Consider the following 17599-nt stretch of genomic DNA (forward strand, 5'->3'; position numbering starts at 1 on the left):
AAAATACTTAAAGATAAACGGCTTCGCCGTCCTTCGCTTATGCGAAGAAGGGCCGTTTGTCCAAAAATATAAGAGATAAAAGTAACGAAAACTTATACTTTCTTATATTTAAATAAATAAAGAGCAAAAAGCAGTCTATGACTCATAATTAAGCCCATTGTACGTGACCGCTCTTTGCTCTTAAATTATGATTTGTCACAACTTGCAAACGTATAGTTCAAGTTCAAAAGATGACTTTTTGAACTGCCTGTTATAATTTACCTAATCTCAACTGAGTAAGTGCCACCGATGCAGCTTGTTGCTCGGCTTCTTTCTTAGAACGACCATTGCCTCTGCCAATACATTCACTACCCATATAAACTTCCGAAACAAATTCACGTTCATGTGCCGGTCCACGTTCTTCTACGATCCGATATTCTAACAACTCCATATTATGGTGTTGAGTCAACTCCTGTAGTTCGGTCTTATAATCGCTCATTTGGAGCTTTCCGTTCTCAGATACTTGCGGAAATATAAATCGTTCCAAAAATGAACGGGCCGCTTCAATCCCTTTATCCAAATATAAAGCACCGATAAACGCCTCAAATACATCAGCGAGTAAAGCAGGACGACTACGACCACCTGTTAGCTCTTCACCTTTGCCCAGTAATATATACTGTCCAAAATTTAGAGCTTCTGCAAACTTAACAAGTGAAGGTTCACACACAATGGCTGCACGAAGCTTCGTAAGTTCACCTTCAGGTCGTGTTGGAAATAGATTGTATAAATATTCTGATACCGTAAGCTCTAGTACAGCATCTCCTAAAAATTCTAGACGTTCGTTATCTTGATGCTGACTGAAACGATGCTCATTGACATAAGATGCGTGGGTAAAGGCCTGCTTCAAGAGAAGCTGATTGTGAAATTGGATATGAAGTTGTCGCTGTATCTGCTTCAGATCTCCACTCACCACAACGTCTCCTTACAAGTCAAATTTTTTCAAAATAATAGAAGCATTATGTCCACCGAAACCGAATGAATTGGACATCACTACACGTAGATCAGCTTGTCTGGCAACATTAGGTACATAATCCAGATCACAATCCGGATCAGGTTCATCCAGATTAATCGTTGGAGCCAGCGCCTGATGTTGCAACGAGAGTGCACATATAACGGCTTCAACACCACCAGCCGCACCCAACAGATGACCTGTCATCGATTTAGTAGAACTTACAGCCACTTTGTAGGCATGATCTCCCAAAGCTATCTTGATCGCCTTCGTCTCTGATTTGTCACCTACACCCGTTGATGTTCCATGAGCATTGATATAATCAATATCTTCTGGTTGAATCCCTGCTGTTCTAATGGCCATCTTCATACAACGAGCAGGACCATTAGGATCTGGATCCGTCATATGATGAGCATCTGCACTTAGACCATAACCAATGACTTCAGCAATGATATTCGCACCGCGCTTCTGCGCGTGTTCCAACGACTCCAATACTAGAACACCCGCTCCTTCTCCCATAACGAATCCATCTCGTCCAGAATCGAACGGACGACTTGCCTTCTCAGGCTCATCATTACGTGTAGACATTGCGCGCATAGCACAGAATCCTGCTACGCCCGTAGGACGTATTGTCGCTTCTGCACCACCACAGATCATGACATCTGCTTCACCGCTCTGGATCCATCTAAACGAATCACCGATCGCATGCGAACCTGACGCACAGGCAGACACGGAAGCTGAATTGGGCCCCTTCGCACCTAAAAGAATAGATAAGTGACCTGAGGCCATGTTAGCAATCATCATCGGGATGAAGAATGGACTAACCCGTTTAGGGCCCTTCGTAAGCAATATATTATGCTGATCTTCCCATGTTCCCAATCCCCCGATACCTGAGCCAATGATGACACCTACACGATCTGGATCGGAATCTTTACTAATATCTAGACCACTATTCTGCAATGCCTTCATTCCAGCTACTGCCGCAAACTGGACGAATCGATCCATCTTACGCACTTCTTTACGTTCAACATACTCCTCGGGATCAAACTCTTTCACCGAAGCAGCTATTCGCGTATTGTATTCACTTACATCAAAGGCTTCAATCTGTGATACACCCGATTTCCCGGCCATCAGATTACTCCATAGACTATCTAGATCACTACCTAAGGAAGTTACAACACCCATACCTGTTATTACTACTCTTTGATTCAACCGCTTTCACCTCTATATAGACTGCATATGCCATAATTTTCGTTATTATAAGCTTGAAGTAACATCTGTCATTTTATATCCGTTAAATATGGATAAGTCCCGCCTACTAGCAGGATCGGGACTTACCTTTGTTTCATTTAGGTATGAGATTGTATGTAGTTAACAACTTCTCCCACACTTGTAATTTTTTCTGCATCTTCATCAGAAATTTCAATATCAAATTCATCTTCTAATTCCATAACTAATTCAACAACATCAAGAGAATCAGCACCAAGATCATCTTTAAAAGATGATTCTAGCGTAACCTCGGCTTCATCAGCACCTAAGCGATCGACGACGATGCGTTTTACACGTTCTAAAACATCGGACATAAGGTTCACCTCCTCCTCTTTGGTATTATACGAGAATTTTTTTCAAAATGCTACATCACCATTCCGCCATCCACATGCAATGTCTGTCCGGTCATATATGACGCGCCATCTGAAGCTAAAAATGCAACCACTTTCGCAATCTCTTCTGGCTGTCCAAGACGAGCTAGCGGAATGTCAGCGATAAGCTTCTCTCGCAAGTCCTCTGATAACTCCTTAGTCATATCTGTATCGATAAAACCAGGGGCTATACAGTTGACAGTAATCCCACGTGAAGCAAGCTCACGAGCAGCTGATTTAGTCAGCCCAATAACACCAGCCTTCGCTGCAACATAATTGGCTTGCCCTGCATTACCAAGAACACCTACAACAGATGAGATATTAATAATCCGTCCATAACGTTGCTTCATCATGGGGCGGGTTACCGCCTTTAAACAGTTAAACACACCTTTGAGGTTCGTTTCAATCACTAGATCAAATTCTTCCTCTTTCATACGCATAATTAGATTATCCCTAGTAATTCCGGCATTATTCACCAAAATATCAATACGTCCCAATGCGTTGATAGCTTCCTTAACCAGAATCTCCGCTTGTTCGGTATTTCCGACATTTGCTTTTAGAGCCACTGCTTCTGCTCCCATTGCTTGAATCTCGGTAACAACTTCCTGCGCTGCAGTCTCATTACCTGAATAATTGACCACAATATTTGCACCTAAGCTAGCTAAAGTTAAAGCGATACTGCGCCCTATCCCGCGTGAAGCTCCTGTTACAAGTGCAACTTGTCCACTTAATGGTTTAGACATTCCAATTCCCTCCTTTCCCAGAGTATACACCTGATAGAGGTTGTTCAAAAAGTCACCTTTCGAACTTGAACTAACATTCTATAACGCCACCTCAAGGCTTTCTAGGCTGTTAATATTAATTAGCTTCACCGTCTTATCAATTTTTTTAATTAGGCCTGTCAGTACAGAACCAGGGCCAATTTCTATGAATGTATCCACCCCTTGTGCGATAAGATAGCGAATACTATCCTCCCATAGAACGGGTGAGTATACTTGCTCAACTAGAAGCTGCCGTATCGTATCCCCAGAAGTAACGATCTTTGCCGTTACGTTAGCTACAACAGAAATTTCAGGCTCCTGAAAAGAAACAGAATTCAATTCAACTTCCAGCTGTTCAGCTGCCACTTTCATCATAGAAGAATGGAATGGACCGCTAACTTCAAGCGAAATTGCTCTTTTGCCGCCCGCTTCCTTCACACGCTCACTTACTGCAGCAACACCAGATTGGGAACCCGAAATAACAATTTGCCCTGGACAGTTGATATTAGCTAACTCAACGATATGTCCACTTTCGCTAACCTCTACACATAATTGTGACAGTGCTTGCGTGTCAGCTCCCAACACGGCTGCCATGGCCCCTTGCCCACCAGGAACTGCCTTCTCCATAAAGTTGCCACGTGCCCGCACAATGGCTACAGCGTCCTCCAGTGAAAGCACCCCTGCAGCTACAAGCGCACTATACTCACCCAAGCTGTGCCCAGCAACATAGTCAGCTTGGATCCCTTTAGCACGTAACGCTTCTAAATAAGCAACACTTGTAGCTAATAAAGCCGGTTGTGTATTAAAAGTCTGCTTCAACTCTGCATCCGGACCTTCAAAAATCATAGTGGACAAGTCGAAACCCAATACTTTATCTGCTGTTTCAAAGATCTCTCTAGAGGCAGGAACGGTATCATATATATCTTTCCCCATACCTACGGATTGAGCTCCTTGCCCCGGAAATACAAATGCAACTTTCCCCATATTAAAACTCCTACCTATATTATCTTTATTATGCTACCAGACAAGTACCGAAGCCCCCCAGGTCAATCCACCACCAAAGCCAACCATCAAGACGGTGTCACCTTCCTTCATTCGGCCCTGCTCAGCTGCTTCCACTAGTGCAAGTGGAATCGAAGCTGCTGATGTATTCGCATATTTATCCACGTTAATGACAACTTTCTCTGGTGGTAAATCTAGACGATTCATCGCGGATTGAATAATCCGTATGTTCGCTTGATGAGGCACGAAGAGGTCAATATCTTCCTTTGTCTTCCCAGCTTTAGCTAGAACTTCTTCTGTAGCTGTACCCATAATTCGGACGGCGAACTTAAACACTTCAGCACCACTCATTTGAATGAAATGCCGCTTAGCTGATACCGTATCACATGATGCAGGTTCACGTGAACCTCCAGCAGCAATCGTGAGCAAATGGCCACCTGCACCTTCTGCACCCAAATCAAAGGATAAGAATCCACGTCCTTGCGGAACTTCCCCAATCACAACTGCACCTGCACCATCTCCAAACAATACACAGGTATTACGATCCGTATAATCGGTAATTCTTGAAAGGCAATCTGCGCCAATAATAAGTGCGTTATTATACATTCCTGTCTTAATAAAATTCGTTGCAGTTGCTAAGCTATAGACGAATCCAGAGCAAGCCGCTGACAAGTCAAAAGCAGCTGCTTTCTTAGCACCTAACTTATCTTGAAGAATACAAGCTGTTGATGGGAACATCGAATCAGGTGTAACGGTAGCCACGATGATCAAGTCAAGTTCTTCTGCCTTCATCCCTGCGGATTCCAAAGCCTTAATTGCCGCTTCATAAGCAAGATCAGATGTTGCTTGATCTGGTGCAGCAATATGCCGTTCTTTAATTCCTGTTCGGCTAACAATCCATTCATCATTGGTATCGACCATTTTCTCCAAATCACTATTCGTTAGAATCTTCTCTGGCACGTACTTGCCTGTACCAATTATGCCTACCGGACGTAAATTATTCATTGTCTCACTCACTTCCCGCTAATTTCCTTCGATATACTAGAAACCAATTCATTTTTTAATGCGATCCTTGTTTGCCCGACCGCATTCTTAATGGCATTCCCATTAGAAGAACCGTGACTCTTCATAACTAGACTGCGCAATCCAAGCAATGGTGCGCCTCCCGTTTCGGAATAATCCAATTTCTTCTTAATTCCTTTTAACTGAGGCATTAATATCGCTGCACCAATCTTACTCTTCAAGGACTGGCTAAACTGCTCCTTCAGCAAACTGAACATCGCTCCAGCTGTCCCTTCGATCGACTTAAGCAATATATTCCCTGCAAAGCCATCGCACACAAGTACATCGCAGTTCCCTACCATAATGTCCCGAGCTTCAACATTTCCTATAAAGTGAATAGGCATCTCTTGTAAAAGAGGATAAGCCTCTTTGGTTAATTCATTCCCTTTACCAGGCTCAACTCCAACATTTAAAAGCCCCACTCGTGGCTTAGCTATTCCTTGAACCTTTTGACGGTACAAGCTACCCATCAAACCAAATTGGGCCAGATGCTGTGGCTTAGAGTCCATATTGGCACCGAGATCAAGCGCAAGTACTCCAACATCATCCAGTGTAGGAATCATCGGAGCAAGAGCCGGTCGCTCAATACCTTCCATACGGCCGACAACCAGTAAACCTGTCGTCATAAGTGCACCCGTATTCCCCGCAGAAATCATAGCGTCCGCATGACCTTCCTTTAACAAGCGCCCCGCCACAACCATGGAAGCATCCTTTTTGCGGCGAACAGCTTTAACCGGTTCATCATCAGCGGCGATGACCTCACCAGCATGCTCAATTGTTAGATTAGAGGGAACTTCTTTACCGCTAAGCAAAGGTTCGATCTGCGCTCGGTCCCCCACAAGTATAATTTCTACATCTTTCCACTCAGCAGTGGCCGCTAACGCTCCATCTACATTAGATTGAGGAGCATGGTCTCCCCCCATAGCATCAATGACGATTCTCATGTTGCATTCCTCCCTCGTTGATCTCTTCCCCAGCGGATCTATAAATGAGAAAATTACCTTGGAAGACCATTTCTTCACCTACATAGGTAAATACTTCAACTTTAGCTTTTCCTTTTTGTTCAGGCATTAATCTCACATATGCTTTAGCTATACACTTCTCACCCAGATGAACAGAGCGCAAGAAACGAATATCCGATGAAGCTGTCAATGCGATCTCATCATTAATGACAGCTACAGCTAAGGAATTTGCTTGTCCGAATATATAATGTCCGCGAGCAATATGTGTTCGCGAGAATACGTGCTCATCTCGAATTTCAAAGATTGAGATACCACTCTTATCCAGTTGCAGATCTACGATATCCCCCACAACTTCATTTAATGGCAAGGAGCGAACTTGATCATAAGAATGCTCCGCCATCTGCTTCATACGTTCACGTAGTTCAGGGATCCCTAGCTCCATACGGTCTAAACGAATCGTCTGAATGCTAACTTTCAATTGTCTAGTCAGTTCTCTGTCCGTGACGAATGGATTCGCCTCGATCAACCCCATCAAATTCTGATGACGCATCTTCTTAGGTAAACGTTCGATGACGGTACACCTCCTTGCATTTTCATACATTTTTTATAAATGAACTAACCGACTATGATCTTATGTATTGTTAATTGATACGACCCTTTAGAACCAGGTACTAATATGTAGTATAAATCATGCTGTCTTAAAAAGAAAGTAGTTAAGCTGAAACGGCTACACCGTCCTTTTTAACAAAAATTATGCTAGCGATACTTCGTATCGCTTTAAGGTATCCGTCTCTGCAAAAATATAAGGAATAGAGTATGAAGAATCAATTTCATAATTACGCAACCCGATTTAGCTGCATCGGCGATTATGAAATTGATTCATGTGAAACTTATACTTCTTATATTTCAAAAAAAATAGTGCCTCACCAAAGGTGAAGCACTACCGATTTGAAAATTATTGCGAAATGATTTCTCTTGATTTATACGTTCCGCACACTTTACATACGTGATGAGCAAGCTTCAATTCTCCGCATTGTTCACATTTCACCATACCCGGCACTGCCAGTTTAAAGTGAGTACGACGTTTGTCACGACGTGTTTTGGACGTTCTTCTTTGAGGTACTGCCATGTTCCCACCTCCTTATTTCAATCAACTCGTCACTAACGAGATGAATGTTACATCATTATTCAAATAAACCTTTCAGCGCAGCAAGCCGTGGGTCGACTACTCTCGTGTCGCAGTTGCATGTGCTTACATTCAAGTCTGTTCCGCATTGTTGGCAAAGCCCTTTGCAGGACGCCTTACATAACGGAATCTGGGGTAAATACAGCAGAAAAGCTTCTTCCACAAATGGGATTAGATCTACTACGTCATTATCCACGTAAATGATATCGTCATCTTCATCCTGAATCTTCTCAGACTGCTTCACCAACTTGAAGCGTTCGTGAAACGGAATGTTCAATTGCTCAAGAACTTCTGTTAAACAGCGTGAACACGCCATCTCTACTTGTCCATTAAGCTTCCCTTGAACCTCTACTGTGTCGTCGCCAACATATGATGCCTGTAAATCAACAAGAACCGATTCAGCAGTAATAATATCTTTGCGATCTTTAATGACACGATCTACATTCACTTGTTCTTGAAACTGCATGGGACTTTCAAACTTTACAATTTTGCGAAATTCAAATTGCATTATAATCACTCCAAACAAACAAAAATTATTATACCGAGATTTGTGTAGGTTTGTCAACATGAATCACATTACATCCCATTATTATTTCTTATCATGATGACATTTATGCTATATTCTAAAGACTAAGAATACATTGTCCATATCTCACAAGATCAAAATTATCATTCTAGGAGGTTGAGCTCAAAGTTGAGTACAGTCGTTGGCATCATCGTTGAATATAACCCACTACATAACGGTCATGTACACCATTATAGCAGAGCGAAGGAACTTTCGGGTGCTAAACATTGTATCGCCATTATTAGCGGTCCTTTTTTACAACGCGGTGAACCTGCGTTGCTAAGTAAACATGCTCGTGCAGAAATGGCTCTTAAGATGGGTGTAGACCTCGTGATTGAACTTCCTATTCATTATACTGTTTCGCCTGCTGAATGGTTCGCATACGGTGCTGTTTCACTTTTAGAGGCTACTGGCGTTGTCGATTACCTTTGTTTCGGGACCGAAAGCGGGTCGCTCCATTTACTCGCCCCACTAGCCAAGCAACTCGCCATAGAGAATAATATGATGCAACAGGAACTAGCCCGACTACTAGATCAAGGAATTAGTTACCCTAAAGCATACAGCGCAGCAGCTGCCACCCTTTTTACTAATCTTGATGAGCAGGAAGAAATCCACCGTCTACTACTACAACCCAATCAAACACTAGCCCTACACTATCTTATAGCTTTAGAACGATTAGGAAGTTCTATTATTCCATTAACAATACCGCGCGAGAGCGCCGCTTATCATGATACATCACCTTCTCTATCCAACATAGCAAGTGCTACTGCCGTAAGAAGGCTTATCCTGGAAAAGCGTATTGAAGCCGCTACACCGTATATCCCTCCCTACACACAAGAAATCATGAAACGGGAGTTCGCTGCTGGAAGAGGTCCGATTCACTGGGAATCATTCAGACAGCCTCTGATCCATCTTCTAATGACGCAATCATTATCACAGCTATCTCTAGTGAGTGAGGTTACAGAGGGCTTAGAGTACCGTATAAAGCGGCTTCTACCTAGTCTCTCGAGTGCCACTGTAGGAGAACTACTTCATAGCCTAAAAACAAAGCGTTATACACATACAAAATTACAACGTATGCTTACCCATATTCTCCTTAGTCATACCAAAGAGGAAATGTCCCCCGACGAACTATCGAAGGGACCTGGCTATTTACGAATTCTCGGCTTTAACAGTCACGGACAACAACTCCTGAAGCAAATGAAAAAAACTTCCACATTACCGATCGTCGTGAAACCTTCCGCTCTTACGCATGAACATCTGGAGCGAGATCTACAAGCTGCTGCCGTATACGCTAACAGCTATAATCAACCACAGGCTCGGGAAATATTTCGAGATTATTATGAACCACCTATCAGGATGTGATCAAAAGATGACTTTTTGAACTACCTCTATCAGGATGTAGTATGGAGCTGCTCCATATATTTCAAGGCCTCCTCCAAAGTAGCTACTGAGATTAGCTTCATCGTCGTTCCAATCTCATCTGCTTTTGTTTTGGCCTCTTGATAATTATCCTTTGGTACGAAAAATAATTGTGCCTTTTCACGATCAGCAGCAACAATTTTGTGCTTAACTCCACCGATCGGACCCACCTTGCCATCTACAGTAATGGTCCCTGTACCTGCAACACGAAAACCTCTAGTCAGATCGCCAGGGGTCAGCTGATTATAAATCTCCATCGTGAACATCAGCCCTGCGGAAGGGCCACCTACATTCGTATTCTTGAATTCCACCTGTTTGCTTGGGTCATTCGCAGTTACTTTCTGTACGGTCCCGATGACGATACCAAATCCAACTCGTTGGTCATTTGTCTCATTATCACGGATAGATACCAAGGGAACCTTCTCTTCGATAATTTGACCCGCTCTCTCTAGTTTTACGGATATAATATCTCCAACTTTTTTACTCTTCAATTGAGATACTAGATCTAATTGATCCGTGATTGGATCATGATCCACTTCCAATATTTTATCGCCTGCCTGAAAGTATTGACCGTTATTAGCATCTTTAGGAGTAGAGAATACAAAAAGATATTCAGGCAATATCTGATAAGGTATATCCGCTTTCTTATATGCTGCCTCTACCGCAGAAGACTGTGAGTTACTCATATAAAATAATTGTTCTGCTGCATATTCCTTTTTGCTTTTATCTCCAAGACGCGACTGCTTTTTATCCACTTCTGCATTCGAGTTAAAAGAAGAGATCGCCAGTAATGCGATATTAGCATAGCTCGCAGATACTGTCGTCATCATAAACGTTCCTGTTTCCGTTTCATCTGCCCCCTCCACCGTAATCATAGGCTTTACCTCTTCAGCACTTCCTGGCTGGTATATGATGTACGGAGTTGGCATGTATACGACAATGTAACAAAGAAGGACGACCATTAAGAGATACTTGATCCCTTGTTTGCCCCGTGATTTATTAGATACCTTCACTCGCTCCATCTCTCCCTTAATCTTCCAGTCGATAGCTGGTCTTATGTCTCTTCACCCAGCATAACTTGAGTATAGAGCTTGTTCAAAAAGTCATCTTTTGAACTCGCACTATGAAGAAGCTTGTTCCTTAGATTTCTAGTTATGTTTACTCAATGAGGTGATTTCATGATTAATCGTAGTAAATATCTATTCCGTGGACCCGTAGTCACTCTGATGTTAGGACTTCTTTCTTTCCTACTTGTTGTTGGTATCGTCAGTTCTCCTGAACAAACTTTTCAGACATCCCTTCAGGGATTAGCCTTGTGGTGGCACATTGTATTCCCCTCACTGCTTCCCTTTCTAGTATTATCCGAAATACTCATAGCCTATGGATGGATTCATGGGATCGGAGTCCTATTAGAACCGCTCATGAGAAGAGTGTTCGGTCTACCTGGAGTCAGTGGATGGACACTTACAATGGGGATGACAACCGGTTTCCCTGGCGGAGCTCAATCCACATTGCAACTGGTGCAGCAAGGCGATCTAACCTCTCGTGAGGCAGAGCGAATGACATGGTTATCTCATTTCTGTAACCCCATAACAATCATCATTGTCATCGGAATTGGCCTGTTAGATCAGCCATCCTCAGGCTACTGGTTACTAGGCATTCATTGGCTATCCGGCATTCTCGCTTTCTTTACCTCTGTACCATTCAGCAAGCTAGTTAGAAATAGGCAGGTTGGAACACCAGAACTCACTAGACAGCTCGACAACTCTAAATTGCCTTTATCCAGAAAGGTATGGAGGGCTGTCAACAAGGCACATATTCGTGATGGGCGAAGCTTTGGTAAACTCCTGGGTGAATCCGTAAGTCATTCCGTTCAGATTCTGATGGTCATAGGCGGATACATTATTATGATGGCTGTCTTGATTCATCTTATCAGCTATTATATCATTCCCGGAGTACCTACCTATTATTTAGCTGGTGTATTTGAACTACATTTAGGAGCAAAAGCTATCAGTTCGACTTCTGCCCTCACACCCGTTATACAGTGGTCCTTATTATCAGCTATGCTAGGCTGGAGTGGACTGTGTGCGATACTCCAATCGATCTCGCCACTCATTAAAGCCGGCGTACGATGGTTTCCTTTTATAATGATGAGATTGTTACACGGTACCTATGCCTTTATTCTCACACTATTCCTATGGAAACCAATGACACTCTTGGGCCTCAAGGTTCAACCCGCATTCTTCTATTGGCCAGATTATGCTACAGACTTGTCACCCATTTCTGGCATGTGGTCCCATATCCTGCTCATGCTCGGATGGCAAGGAATCATTCTAATCATTTTACTTCTGCTCTCGTGGAGTATCTTCCTTACTTCTTCCCGGCATTATCCTTAACTTTCTGATGCAAGGCTTGTTCCACTTCTGGAGCTACCCACTCACTCAAATCCCCATGAAAATGCGCAACTTCCTTCACTAGACTAGAGCTTAAATAGGAGTATCTGGGATTCGTCATCATAAATATAGTCTCTACATCGGGGTTCAACTTATGATTCGTAGAAGCCATCTGTAGCTCATATTCGAAATCCGTAATCGTCCGAACACCACGTACTATGACATGTGCATTCTTATCTCTCATATAATTAGCTAGTAGATCACGGAAGCTGTCCACCTCTATATTAGGGATGTCTGCTGTCATTTTTCTCAATAAATCTTTACGCTCCTCAACTGTAAACAATGCGTTCTTACTTAGATTGTTCAGCACAGCAACAATCAGATGATCAAACTGTTTAGATGCTCGTAAAATAATATCCATATGTCCCATAGTAACCGGGTCGAAACTCCCTGGGTAAACGCCAATACGTGGTATACTAATGTGTTGTTCCATGATGATCCTCCTCAACCGTATCAATCTCTGTTACCTTCTTGTCTGACCGATATTCGTAAATTGTAATGGCCGATTCACCATATAACGCTTTACGAATACATGTAAAAAGACCGAATTCATCCGGATACTCATACTTGGAGTCATGCTCAATCACAATCGTTGCATCATCCTGGAGAAGTGACTTTTCATGCATTTGCTGAAGTAGTCCATCAGCATTCGTCAACCGATATGGAGGATCTAAAAAGACAACATCCGCAACAAGTCCTCTCTTAGCGAGCACTTTAAGAGCCCTTTCAGCATCATTACGAAAGACTTCTCCTTGAGCCTCTAATCGGGTTGCCTTTAAGTTAGTACGTATCGTTTCAATACTCTTAGGCTCCAGATCTATAAACACACCATGTTCCATTCCACGACTTAGAGCCTCAATGCCTAAGCTTCCTGTTCCAGCAAATAAATCCAACACGGTCCCTCCTTCGAAATAAGGACCAATCATGCTAAATATCGCTTCTTTAACTTTATCTGTGGTCGGTCTTGTCCCTATTCCAGGGACACTCTTTAAGGGTCTCCCCTTTGCGCTTCCCGATACAACTCTCACTGATTCTACTCACCCATTCTATATCTAAGGATCAATGCTCTCGTTCGCATTTTTATGACGATATCTTACCATACTCTTGTACATTTTGAAAAATCAACGGTTCAGAAAGTGATGATTGTTCATTCTTTATGTATAAAAAAGGTCCTTGAGGGAATGCTTAGTTTATCGACATCAAAAGAATGTCGTAGACAACCGCGGAGATTACTTACGTTTCCCCATAAGCTCTTCGTCTGGTTTCTCCTCTCCCATGAGGACGCCCTGTAAGGGGCGTCCAATTTTTATTATGTATAAACGTTGATCTAACAATGTTTATTGCTTTTACTAAAAACAAAATTATTATTCAGGTGGCATACAAGGTGGCAATTGACCTTATATGCGTAGGGAAAACATCGTTTAGTATAATACTGTATCGCAAAAAAACACACCCTCTTGAGGACTGTGTTTTTTTAGGTGCCTTTTATTTTTTTATAATTCTATTTATTGTCTCTTTCATTAACAGGCACTTATCCTCATTATATATCTCTTCTAATTTAAATAATTGTTGGGTGGCACTTTTTATATCATACACGCTCAGACTATTTAAAATGTTTTTAAACATTAAGATAAAATTATGGTTAGTTCGTTCAAAATTTATGATTATTTCTTCGTAAACTTCGTCGAAATTCTCATTGATCGGATCCATCTAAACAACTCCCCTATACCATGATGTGGAAAAAAGATATAATGATTTTGATCATATACAAAGGTTAGGTGATATATTGGCTCTCCAGTTGGGGAGAAGCCGTTTGCCGGAATTGTTATTACGCAACCATCTCACTGCAAGAGAACTATCATTTAAGTTAGCTGTGACCGAAGCTCATATATCGCAAATCCTTAACAACAAGAAGTACTTCTCTTACCCGCTAGCTTTTAAGGCGTCTCAGATATTACGCTGTACTATGGAAGATCTACACGAAAGGAACTGAAAAAGGCAAACGGTGAGCGCTCATGCGTTCCCCCGAAAGAGAAACTTAACTATTAGTTAAGCCACCTTTTTTCACCCCTTCTTATGTATTACAAGAGCCACCTTCTTTCAATATATTTTACTCACATGGAAATATTACCACGTATTTCCGTAAGCGTAACCAAGTAAAAATTTACATTAAAATGTAAACATACCCTCTTTTCATAGATTCGCTATAAAGAATATTTAACTCCCTTTTCTATGATAATAATTGGAGTATACCAAACATACGTTCGTATTACAATGAGAAAGTTAATAGCAGGAAAGTATACATGGATCGCGAATTTATTTAATGAGGGTGGTGATAATGTGGACATTAAAAAAGAGCTTCATATAGCTGCAACCAACAATCAAAGAGTCACCTTAAAGCTTCGTAGCCGTGAATTGATAACAGGAGTAGCAGAAGTATCAACCGATCCCGATCGTGCCAAGCTGAGAACGTCAGAGGGTCCAGTGTGGATGCCGTATGCGGATATAGAAAAGGTTTCAAGAGTTATTGATATGTTCAAAAAAAATAGCCCGCCGACCATATAGGTTAGTGGGCTTGTACATACTTCAAATAAAATCCATGAATACCGGAGTCATAATATTTCCGCTTTTCAAAAATCCTCTATGTTTCAATCTGCAATACAGCACAGGTTTAATCCATACACTTCTTTCATTCTCTCCTATCTTTAATCCCTTAACCATATTGTAAAATGCCTTTTTCTGATTTGGAGATATGCCAAACTCAACCATCCCTACTCGGTCTATACCCTCGTCATTGTCAATCCCCAGGTACCAACCAGTCTCACCTTTTTTATAGCCCGTTATAACACAGTCCGAGTACTGCCAGTTGATAATCTTATACCATATATCCTTCGGTCTTTTACCCTCCTGGTAGCGTGAGTCTATACGTTTTGCAACCATACCCTCCAATTGATTCGCCTTTATTAGATCGAAAAGTTTATTGCCAAACTCAGGAAGAAACATGACTTTAGTTAAGTGTGGCTGATTTTCAACAGCTTTATCTAATATTTCTTTACGTTCCAATAATGGTAAATTCATAACGGACTTACCTTTGTACTTTAAAATATCAAAGACAATCAGCGTACTTGGAAACTGTTTAACTGATGCTTTAATGCTTATTTCTCTCTTGCTCATAATTCTACTCATCACTGCTTCAAAGTCTTCCTTTAACTGATTGTCGGGATCATAACAAACTAACTCGCCATCCAACACTATCCCATCCTCAATGTGTAATGAATTGATCTCAGGCAAACTCACCGTTACATCGTTTTTATGGCGAGTCCAGATTGTAATTCCACCTATTTTACTTTCCAGTTCTAAACGGACGCCATTTGACTTAGGCTCATATATAAAATCTTTGGAATCAAAGGCATCTTCACGGCTATCAAGTAGCATAGGTGATATAAACATTATAGTATCGCCTTTTTCGTAGCTGCTCTTTTCTTTTTAGGTTTAGGTTTATTCGGGGTTGATTCTGTTTGGATTGCTATAGGTAATTGATCAATACTTGCTTGCAGGGCATCCATGAGACTCAGTACAGTTTCCTTTTTCGGTTCGCCAGTTTCAGGAATTTCAATCTTCTCATGATCCACTTTTGACTCAATCAAATCCATTAGAGCTGATCTGTAATCGTTTTTGTATTTGGTAGGCTCAAAAGTGGTTGTAAGTTGATCGATCAGCATCTTGGCGACAGCTAGTTCTTTTTCATCAACGGTTTCATTGTGCAGATTAAGTCCTTCCACTGGTCTTACTTCATCAGGATAATGGATGGTTTCCAAAATTAAAGCATCTTTAAATGTTCTTATGATCGCCAATTGTTGGCTAGAGCGCATTGATATTTTAGCAATTCCCACTTTATTGGTCTCGCTCAAAGCTTTTCTTAATAATGAATATGCTCTTGCTTGACCCTCTTCAGGCGCTAGATAATACGTATTATTATAGTAAGTAGGATCAATTTCATCCAACTCAACAAAATCCACGACCTCAACCGTTTTAACCTCATATTCCTTTTTGAGTCCCTGTATTTCAGAATCGTTTATAACAACATATTTGTCTTTAGCGTATTCATAGGCTTTAACGATGTCCGCATCCGTTAGAGTTTTATCAGAGCAGTCAGGTGATACTTTTTGATATTTTATAGGAGTTAAACAGTCCTTATGTAAGTTTTTAAGCTTGATATCCTTGTCCTCGATTGCGGAGTGTAATTTTACCCCGATATTTATCAACCCGAATGTGACGTTCCCTTTCCAAATTGTGTGCATAGTAAAAACCACCTTCATTTTTTAAAATTAGGATGGCTTCAAAGTTTCTTTTTTATTCATCGGCCTAGGTAAAGAAGTTTCCTTACCTAAACGCAAAAAATACCCCACCGACCGAAGTCAGCAGGGTATATTCCCAAACGCTTGCGAATTTACTTTGTAATCGATGCAGTCTTACTAATATTATCCCAAGCGGTCTTAACTCCCAGAGCATCTCCTACCGCTCGTAGTGGTACGTATGTTTTACCGTCCACTAGCAAGCCGTCTTCGATCTTTAAACCGTATACAGTTACATTTACTTTGTTCACCGTGACCCCTTCCTTCTCGGTATTAATAGGAATGTCAACCTTGTTGAATAACTCCAACTCCGCTTTACGTCTCCGCACCAACCCCGCTAGCACATTACCGCCAGCCTTGTCGTACTTAATGATGCTGTTGGCTATTTGTGCGATTGTACGACCCTTACACAGCGTTCGCAAATTGCCTGCTCCACAGTTGTAACAAAAGCTAGTTAACGCATCAAATTGATTTTGGTTGAGCTTGTCCGTTATTGGTACGTACGATTTGTCATTAACATATGACTCATACTTAGCTAGGTCATTAACAAGCATCTTATCCGCCTGCGCTTGCGTGATGGTTGATCCTTGCTTTACGTCAGGTCCGTAGTGACCCCAACCGATAGTCCAATACTGCTCGGTAGCTACTGGTTTGTATGCAGTCAGACGACAACCCTCAAAGTTTTGTATTAAGCGGATGCCGACTTGCGATATTTTGCGACTCATTTGCCACCAACCTCCTTATCACCTGACTTGCCTTTAAGTATTTCAACCGCCTGTTTAAGTCCTGGAGGAACTGGAGCTCCTAAGCGTCCGGCATTTTCTAATAGTGAAAGCAATTCATTTGCTAGGTAAAAGAATATAGCTGCATCCCTGAATAAATGCGTATCTCCTAAAGCTGTATCTACCAAGTGAGCAACCGCAACAATGGCGAAAATAGATACCTTCTTAGCGATCCCCCAACCACCTACCGTGCTGTTTAATTTGCCCTCTTTGGCAGCAGCTGCAAATCCTGATATATAATCAATCACCACAAATACAAGTAATATATTTAACAAGGACGACCAACCTCCAAATAAAAATGATGATGACGCCCCTGCGATAGCTACGATGATTTTAATAAAGTTGTCCATTCTGAAATCCCCCTTAAAATATAAATAGCCCGCGGATCGGCTCCGAGGGAGAAATAAATTATCTGAAGTTG

The 17599-nt window shown here is 41.7% G+C and carries 20 protein-coding genes; 3 read left to right on the top strand and 17 right to left on the bottom strand.

Going from position 1 to position 17599, the window contains the following annotated elements; translation table 11 throughout:
• Nucleotides 1-250: 250 nt before the first annotated feature.
• From rnc to AC1TO8_RS02300, 10 genes are all read right to left on the bottom strand, one after another.
• Nucleotides 251-949: a ribonuclease III gene (gene rnc, locus AC1TO8_RS02255; RefSeq protein WP_482053981.1), complete on the bottom strand. Its 699-nt coding sequence runs from the start codon at nucleotides 947-949 to the stop codon at nucleotides 251-253.
• Nucleotides 950-961: 12 nt separating this feature from the next.
• Nucleotides 962-2200, bottom strand: coding sequence for a beta-ketoacyl-ACP synthase II (fabF, locus tag AC1TO8_RS02260; RefSeq protein ID WP_482053982.1), 1239 nt, complete (start codon nucleotides 2198-2200; stop codon nucleotides 962-964).
• A 137-nt stretch (nucleotides 2201-2337) separates the two neighbouring features.
• A complete protein-coding gene (gene acpP, locus AC1TO8_RS02265) occupies nucleotides 2338-2571 on the bottom strand; it encodes an acyl carrier protein (protein ID WP_044877691.1) in 234 nt (77 codons plus the stop codon).
• 50 nt (nucleotides 2572-2621) lie between these two features.
• Complete coding sequence (gene fabG, locus AC1TO8_RS02270; RefSeq protein WP_482053983.1) at nucleotides 2622-3371, bottom strand: 3-oxoacyl-[acyl-carrier-protein] reductase; 750 nt, start codon at nucleotides 3369-3371, stop codon at nucleotides 2622-2624.
• A 78-nt stretch (nucleotides 3372-3449) separates the two neighbouring features.
• Nucleotides 3450-4373, bottom strand: coding sequence for an ACP S-malonyltransferase (gene fabD, locus AC1TO8_RS02275; protein ID WP_482053984.1), 924 nt, complete (start codon nucleotides 4371-4373; stop codon nucleotides 3450-3452).
• 33 nt (nucleotides 4374-4406) lie between these two features.
• Nucleotides 4407-5396, bottom strand: coding sequence for a beta-ketoacyl-ACP synthase III (locus AC1TO8_RS02280; protein WP_482053985.1), 990 nt, complete (start codon nucleotides 5394-5396; stop codon nucleotides 4407-4409).
• Nucleotides 5397-5404: 8 nt separating this feature from the next.
• Nucleotides 5405-6397, bottom strand: coding sequence for a phosphate acyltransferase PlsX (plsX, locus tag AC1TO8_RS02285; protein ID WP_482053986.1), 993 nt, complete (start codon nucleotides 6395-6397; stop codon nucleotides 5405-5407).
• Entirely contained in the window at nucleotides 6381-7016 is a 636-nt protein-coding gene (fapR, locus tag AC1TO8_RS02290; protein ID WP_482053987.1) for a transcription factor FapR, read from the bottom strand. Before fapR ends, plsX begins: the two co-directional genes overlap by 17 nt.
• Before the next feature lie 354 nt (nucleotides 7017-7370).
• A complete protein-coding gene (gene rpmF, locus AC1TO8_RS02295) occupies nucleotides 7371-7544 on the bottom strand; it encodes a 50S ribosomal protein L32 (protein ID WP_036645943.1) in 174 nt (57 codons plus the stop codon).
• A gap of 55 nt (nucleotides 7545-7599) precedes the next feature.
• Nucleotides 7600-8109 carry a YceD family protein gene (locus AC1TO8_RS02300; protein WP_482053988.1) on the bottom strand — a complete coding sequence of 170 codons (510 nt, stop codon included), beginning with the start codon at nucleotides 8107-8109 and terminating at the stop codon, nucleotides 7600-7602.
• A 186-nt stretch (nucleotides 8110-8295) separates the two neighbouring features.
• Here AC1TO8_RS02300 and AC1TO8_RS02305 point away from each other — a divergent pair, with 186 nt between their 5' ends.
• A complete protein-coding gene (locus AC1TO8_RS02305; protein WP_482053989.1) occupies nucleotides 8296-9531 on the top strand; it encodes a nucleotidyltransferase in 1236 nt (411 codons plus the stop codon).
• A 29-nt stretch (nucleotides 9532-9560) separates the two neighbouring features.
• Here the strand turns inward: AC1TO8_RS02305 and AC1TO8_RS02310 are convergent, their stop codons facing one another.
• Nucleotides 9561-10610 (bottom strand): YlbL family protein, encoded by a 1050-nt coding sequence (locus tag AC1TO8_RS02310; RefSeq protein WP_482053990.1) that lies wholly within the window; start codon nucleotides 10608-10610, stop codon nucleotides 9561-9563.
• 156 nt (nucleotides 10611-10766) lie between these two features.
• Between AC1TO8_RS02310 and AC1TO8_RS02315 the strand changes: the two genes are divergently transcribed.
• On the top strand, nucleotides 10767-11984 hold the full coding sequence (locus AC1TO8_RS02315) for a nucleoside recognition domain-containing protein (RefSeq protein ID WP_482053991.1): 1218 nt from the start codon (nucleotides 10767-10769) through the stop codon (nucleotides 11982-11984).
• Here the strand turns inward: AC1TO8_RS02315 and coaD are convergent.
• A complete protein-coding gene (coaD, locus tag AC1TO8_RS02320) occupies nucleotides 11959-12474 on the bottom strand; it encodes a pantetheine-phosphate adenylyltransferase (RefSeq protein WP_482053992.1) in 516 nt (171 codons plus the stop codon). The genes AC1TO8_RS02315 and coaD overlap by 26 nt on opposite strands.
• Entirely contained in the window at nucleotides 12458-13069 is a 612-nt protein-coding gene (rsmD, locus tag AC1TO8_RS02325) for a 16S rRNA (guanine(966)-N(2))-methyltransferase RsmD (protein WP_482053993.1), read from the bottom strand. The genes coaD and rsmD overlap by 17 nt, the downstream gene beginning before the upstream one ends.
• A gap of 1246 nt (nucleotides 13070-14315) precedes the next feature.
• Here rsmD and AC1TO8_RS02330 point away from each other — a divergent pair.
• The gene (locus AC1TO8_RS02330; protein WP_482053994.1) at nucleotides 14316-14606 is read left to right on the top strand and encodes a hypothetical protein; all 291 of its coding nucleotides are present in this window, start codon (nucleotides 14316-14318) and stop codon (nucleotides 14604-14606) included.
• 21 nt (nucleotides 14607-14627) lie between these two features.
• On the opposite strand, the gene AC1TO8_RS02335 is transcribed toward AC1TO8_RS02330, so the two are convergent.
• The 4 genes from AC1TO8_RS02335 to AC1TO8_RS02350 form a co-directional block, all read right to left on the bottom strand.
• Complete coding sequence (locus AC1TO8_RS02335) at nucleotides 14628-15491, bottom strand: ATP-dependent DNA ligase (RefSeq protein ID WP_482053995.1); 864 nt, start codon at nucleotides 15489-15491, stop codon at nucleotides 14628-14630.
• Complete coding sequence (gene ku, locus AC1TO8_RS02340; protein ID WP_482053996.1) at nucleotides 15491-16342, bottom strand: non-homologous end joining protein Ku; 852 nt, start codon at nucleotides 16340-16342, stop codon at nucleotides 15491-15493. Before ku ends, AC1TO8_RS02335 begins: the two co-directional genes overlap by 1 nt.
• 149 nt (nucleotides 16343-16491) lie before the next feature.
• A complete protein-coding gene (locus tag AC1TO8_RS02345) occupies nucleotides 16492-17121 on the bottom strand; it encodes a glycoside hydrolase family protein (RefSeq protein WP_482053997.1) in 630 nt (209 codons plus the stop codon).
• Nucleotides 17118-17528, bottom strand: coding sequence for a phage holin family protein (locus tag AC1TO8_RS02350; protein ID WP_482053998.1), 411 nt, complete (start codon nucleotides 17526-17528; stop codon nucleotides 17118-17120). Before AC1TO8_RS02350 ends, AC1TO8_RS02345 begins: the two co-directional genes overlap by 4 nt.
• Between the last annotated feature and the right edge of the window lie 71 nt (nucleotides 17529-17599).

It is taken from the genome of Paenibacillus sp. Y859 (assembly GCF_056786405.1).

Coding starts and splice junctions, on each gene's coding strand:
- acpP (WP_044877691.1), bottom strand. CDS start 2,571: ATGTCCGATGTTTTAGAACGTGTAAAACGCATCGTCGTCGATCGCTTA.
- fabG (WP_482053983.1), bottom strand. CDS start 3,371: ATGTCTAAACCATTAAGTGGACAAGTTGCACTTGTAACAGGAGCTTCA.
- fabD (WP_482053984.1), bottom strand. CDS start 4,373: ATGGGGAAAGTTGCATTTGTATTTCCGGGGCAAGGAGCTCAATCCGTA.
- AC1TO8_RS02280 (WP_482053985.1), bottom strand. CDS start 5,396: ATGAATAATTTACGTCCGGTAGGCATAATTGGTACAGGCAAGTACGTG.
- plsX (WP_482053986.1), bottom strand. CDS start 6,397: ATGAGAATCGTCATTGATGCTATGGGGGGAGACCATGCTCCTCAATCT.
- fapR (WP_482053987.1), bottom strand. CDS start 7,016: ATGTATGAAAATGCAAGGAGGTGTACCGTCATCGAACGTTTACCTAAG.
- rpmF (WP_036645943.1), bottom strand. CDS start 7,544: ATGGCAGTACCTCAAAGAAGAACGTCCAAAACACGTCGTGACAAACGT.
- AC1TO8_RS02300 (WP_482053988.1), bottom strand. CDS start 8,109: ATGCAATTTGAATTTCGCAAAATTGTAAAGTTTGAAAGTCCCATGCAG.
- AC1TO8_RS02310 (WP_482053990.1), bottom strand. CDS start 10,610: ATGGAGCGAGTGAAGGTATCTAATAAATCACGGGGCAAACAAGGGATC.
- AC1TO8_RS02315 (WP_482053991.1), top strand. CDS start 10,767: ATGATTAATCGTAGTAAATATCTATTCCGTGGACCCGTAGTCACTCTG.
- coaD (WP_482053992.1), bottom strand. CDS start 12,474: ATGGAACAACACATTAGTATACCACGTATTGGCGTTTACCCAGGGAGT.
- AC1TO8_RS02330 (WP_482053994.1), top strand. CDS start 14,316: ATGAGAAAGTTAATAGCAGGAAAGTATACATGGATCGCGAATTTATTT.
- AC1TO8_RS02335 (WP_482053995.1), bottom strand. CDS start 15,491: ATGTTTATATCACCTATGCTACTTGATAGCCGTGAAGATGCCTTTGAT.
- ku (WP_482053996.1), bottom strand. CDS start 16,342: ATGCACACAATTTGGAAAGGGAACGTCACATTCGGGTTGATAAATATC.
- AC1TO8_RS02345 (WP_482053997.1), bottom strand. CDS start 17,121: ATGAGTCGCAAAATATCGCAAGTCGGCATCCGCTTAATACAAAACTTT.
- AC1TO8_RS02350 (WP_482053998.1), bottom strand. CDS start 17,528: ATGGACAACTTTATTAAAATCATCGTAGCTATCGCAGGGGCGTCATCA.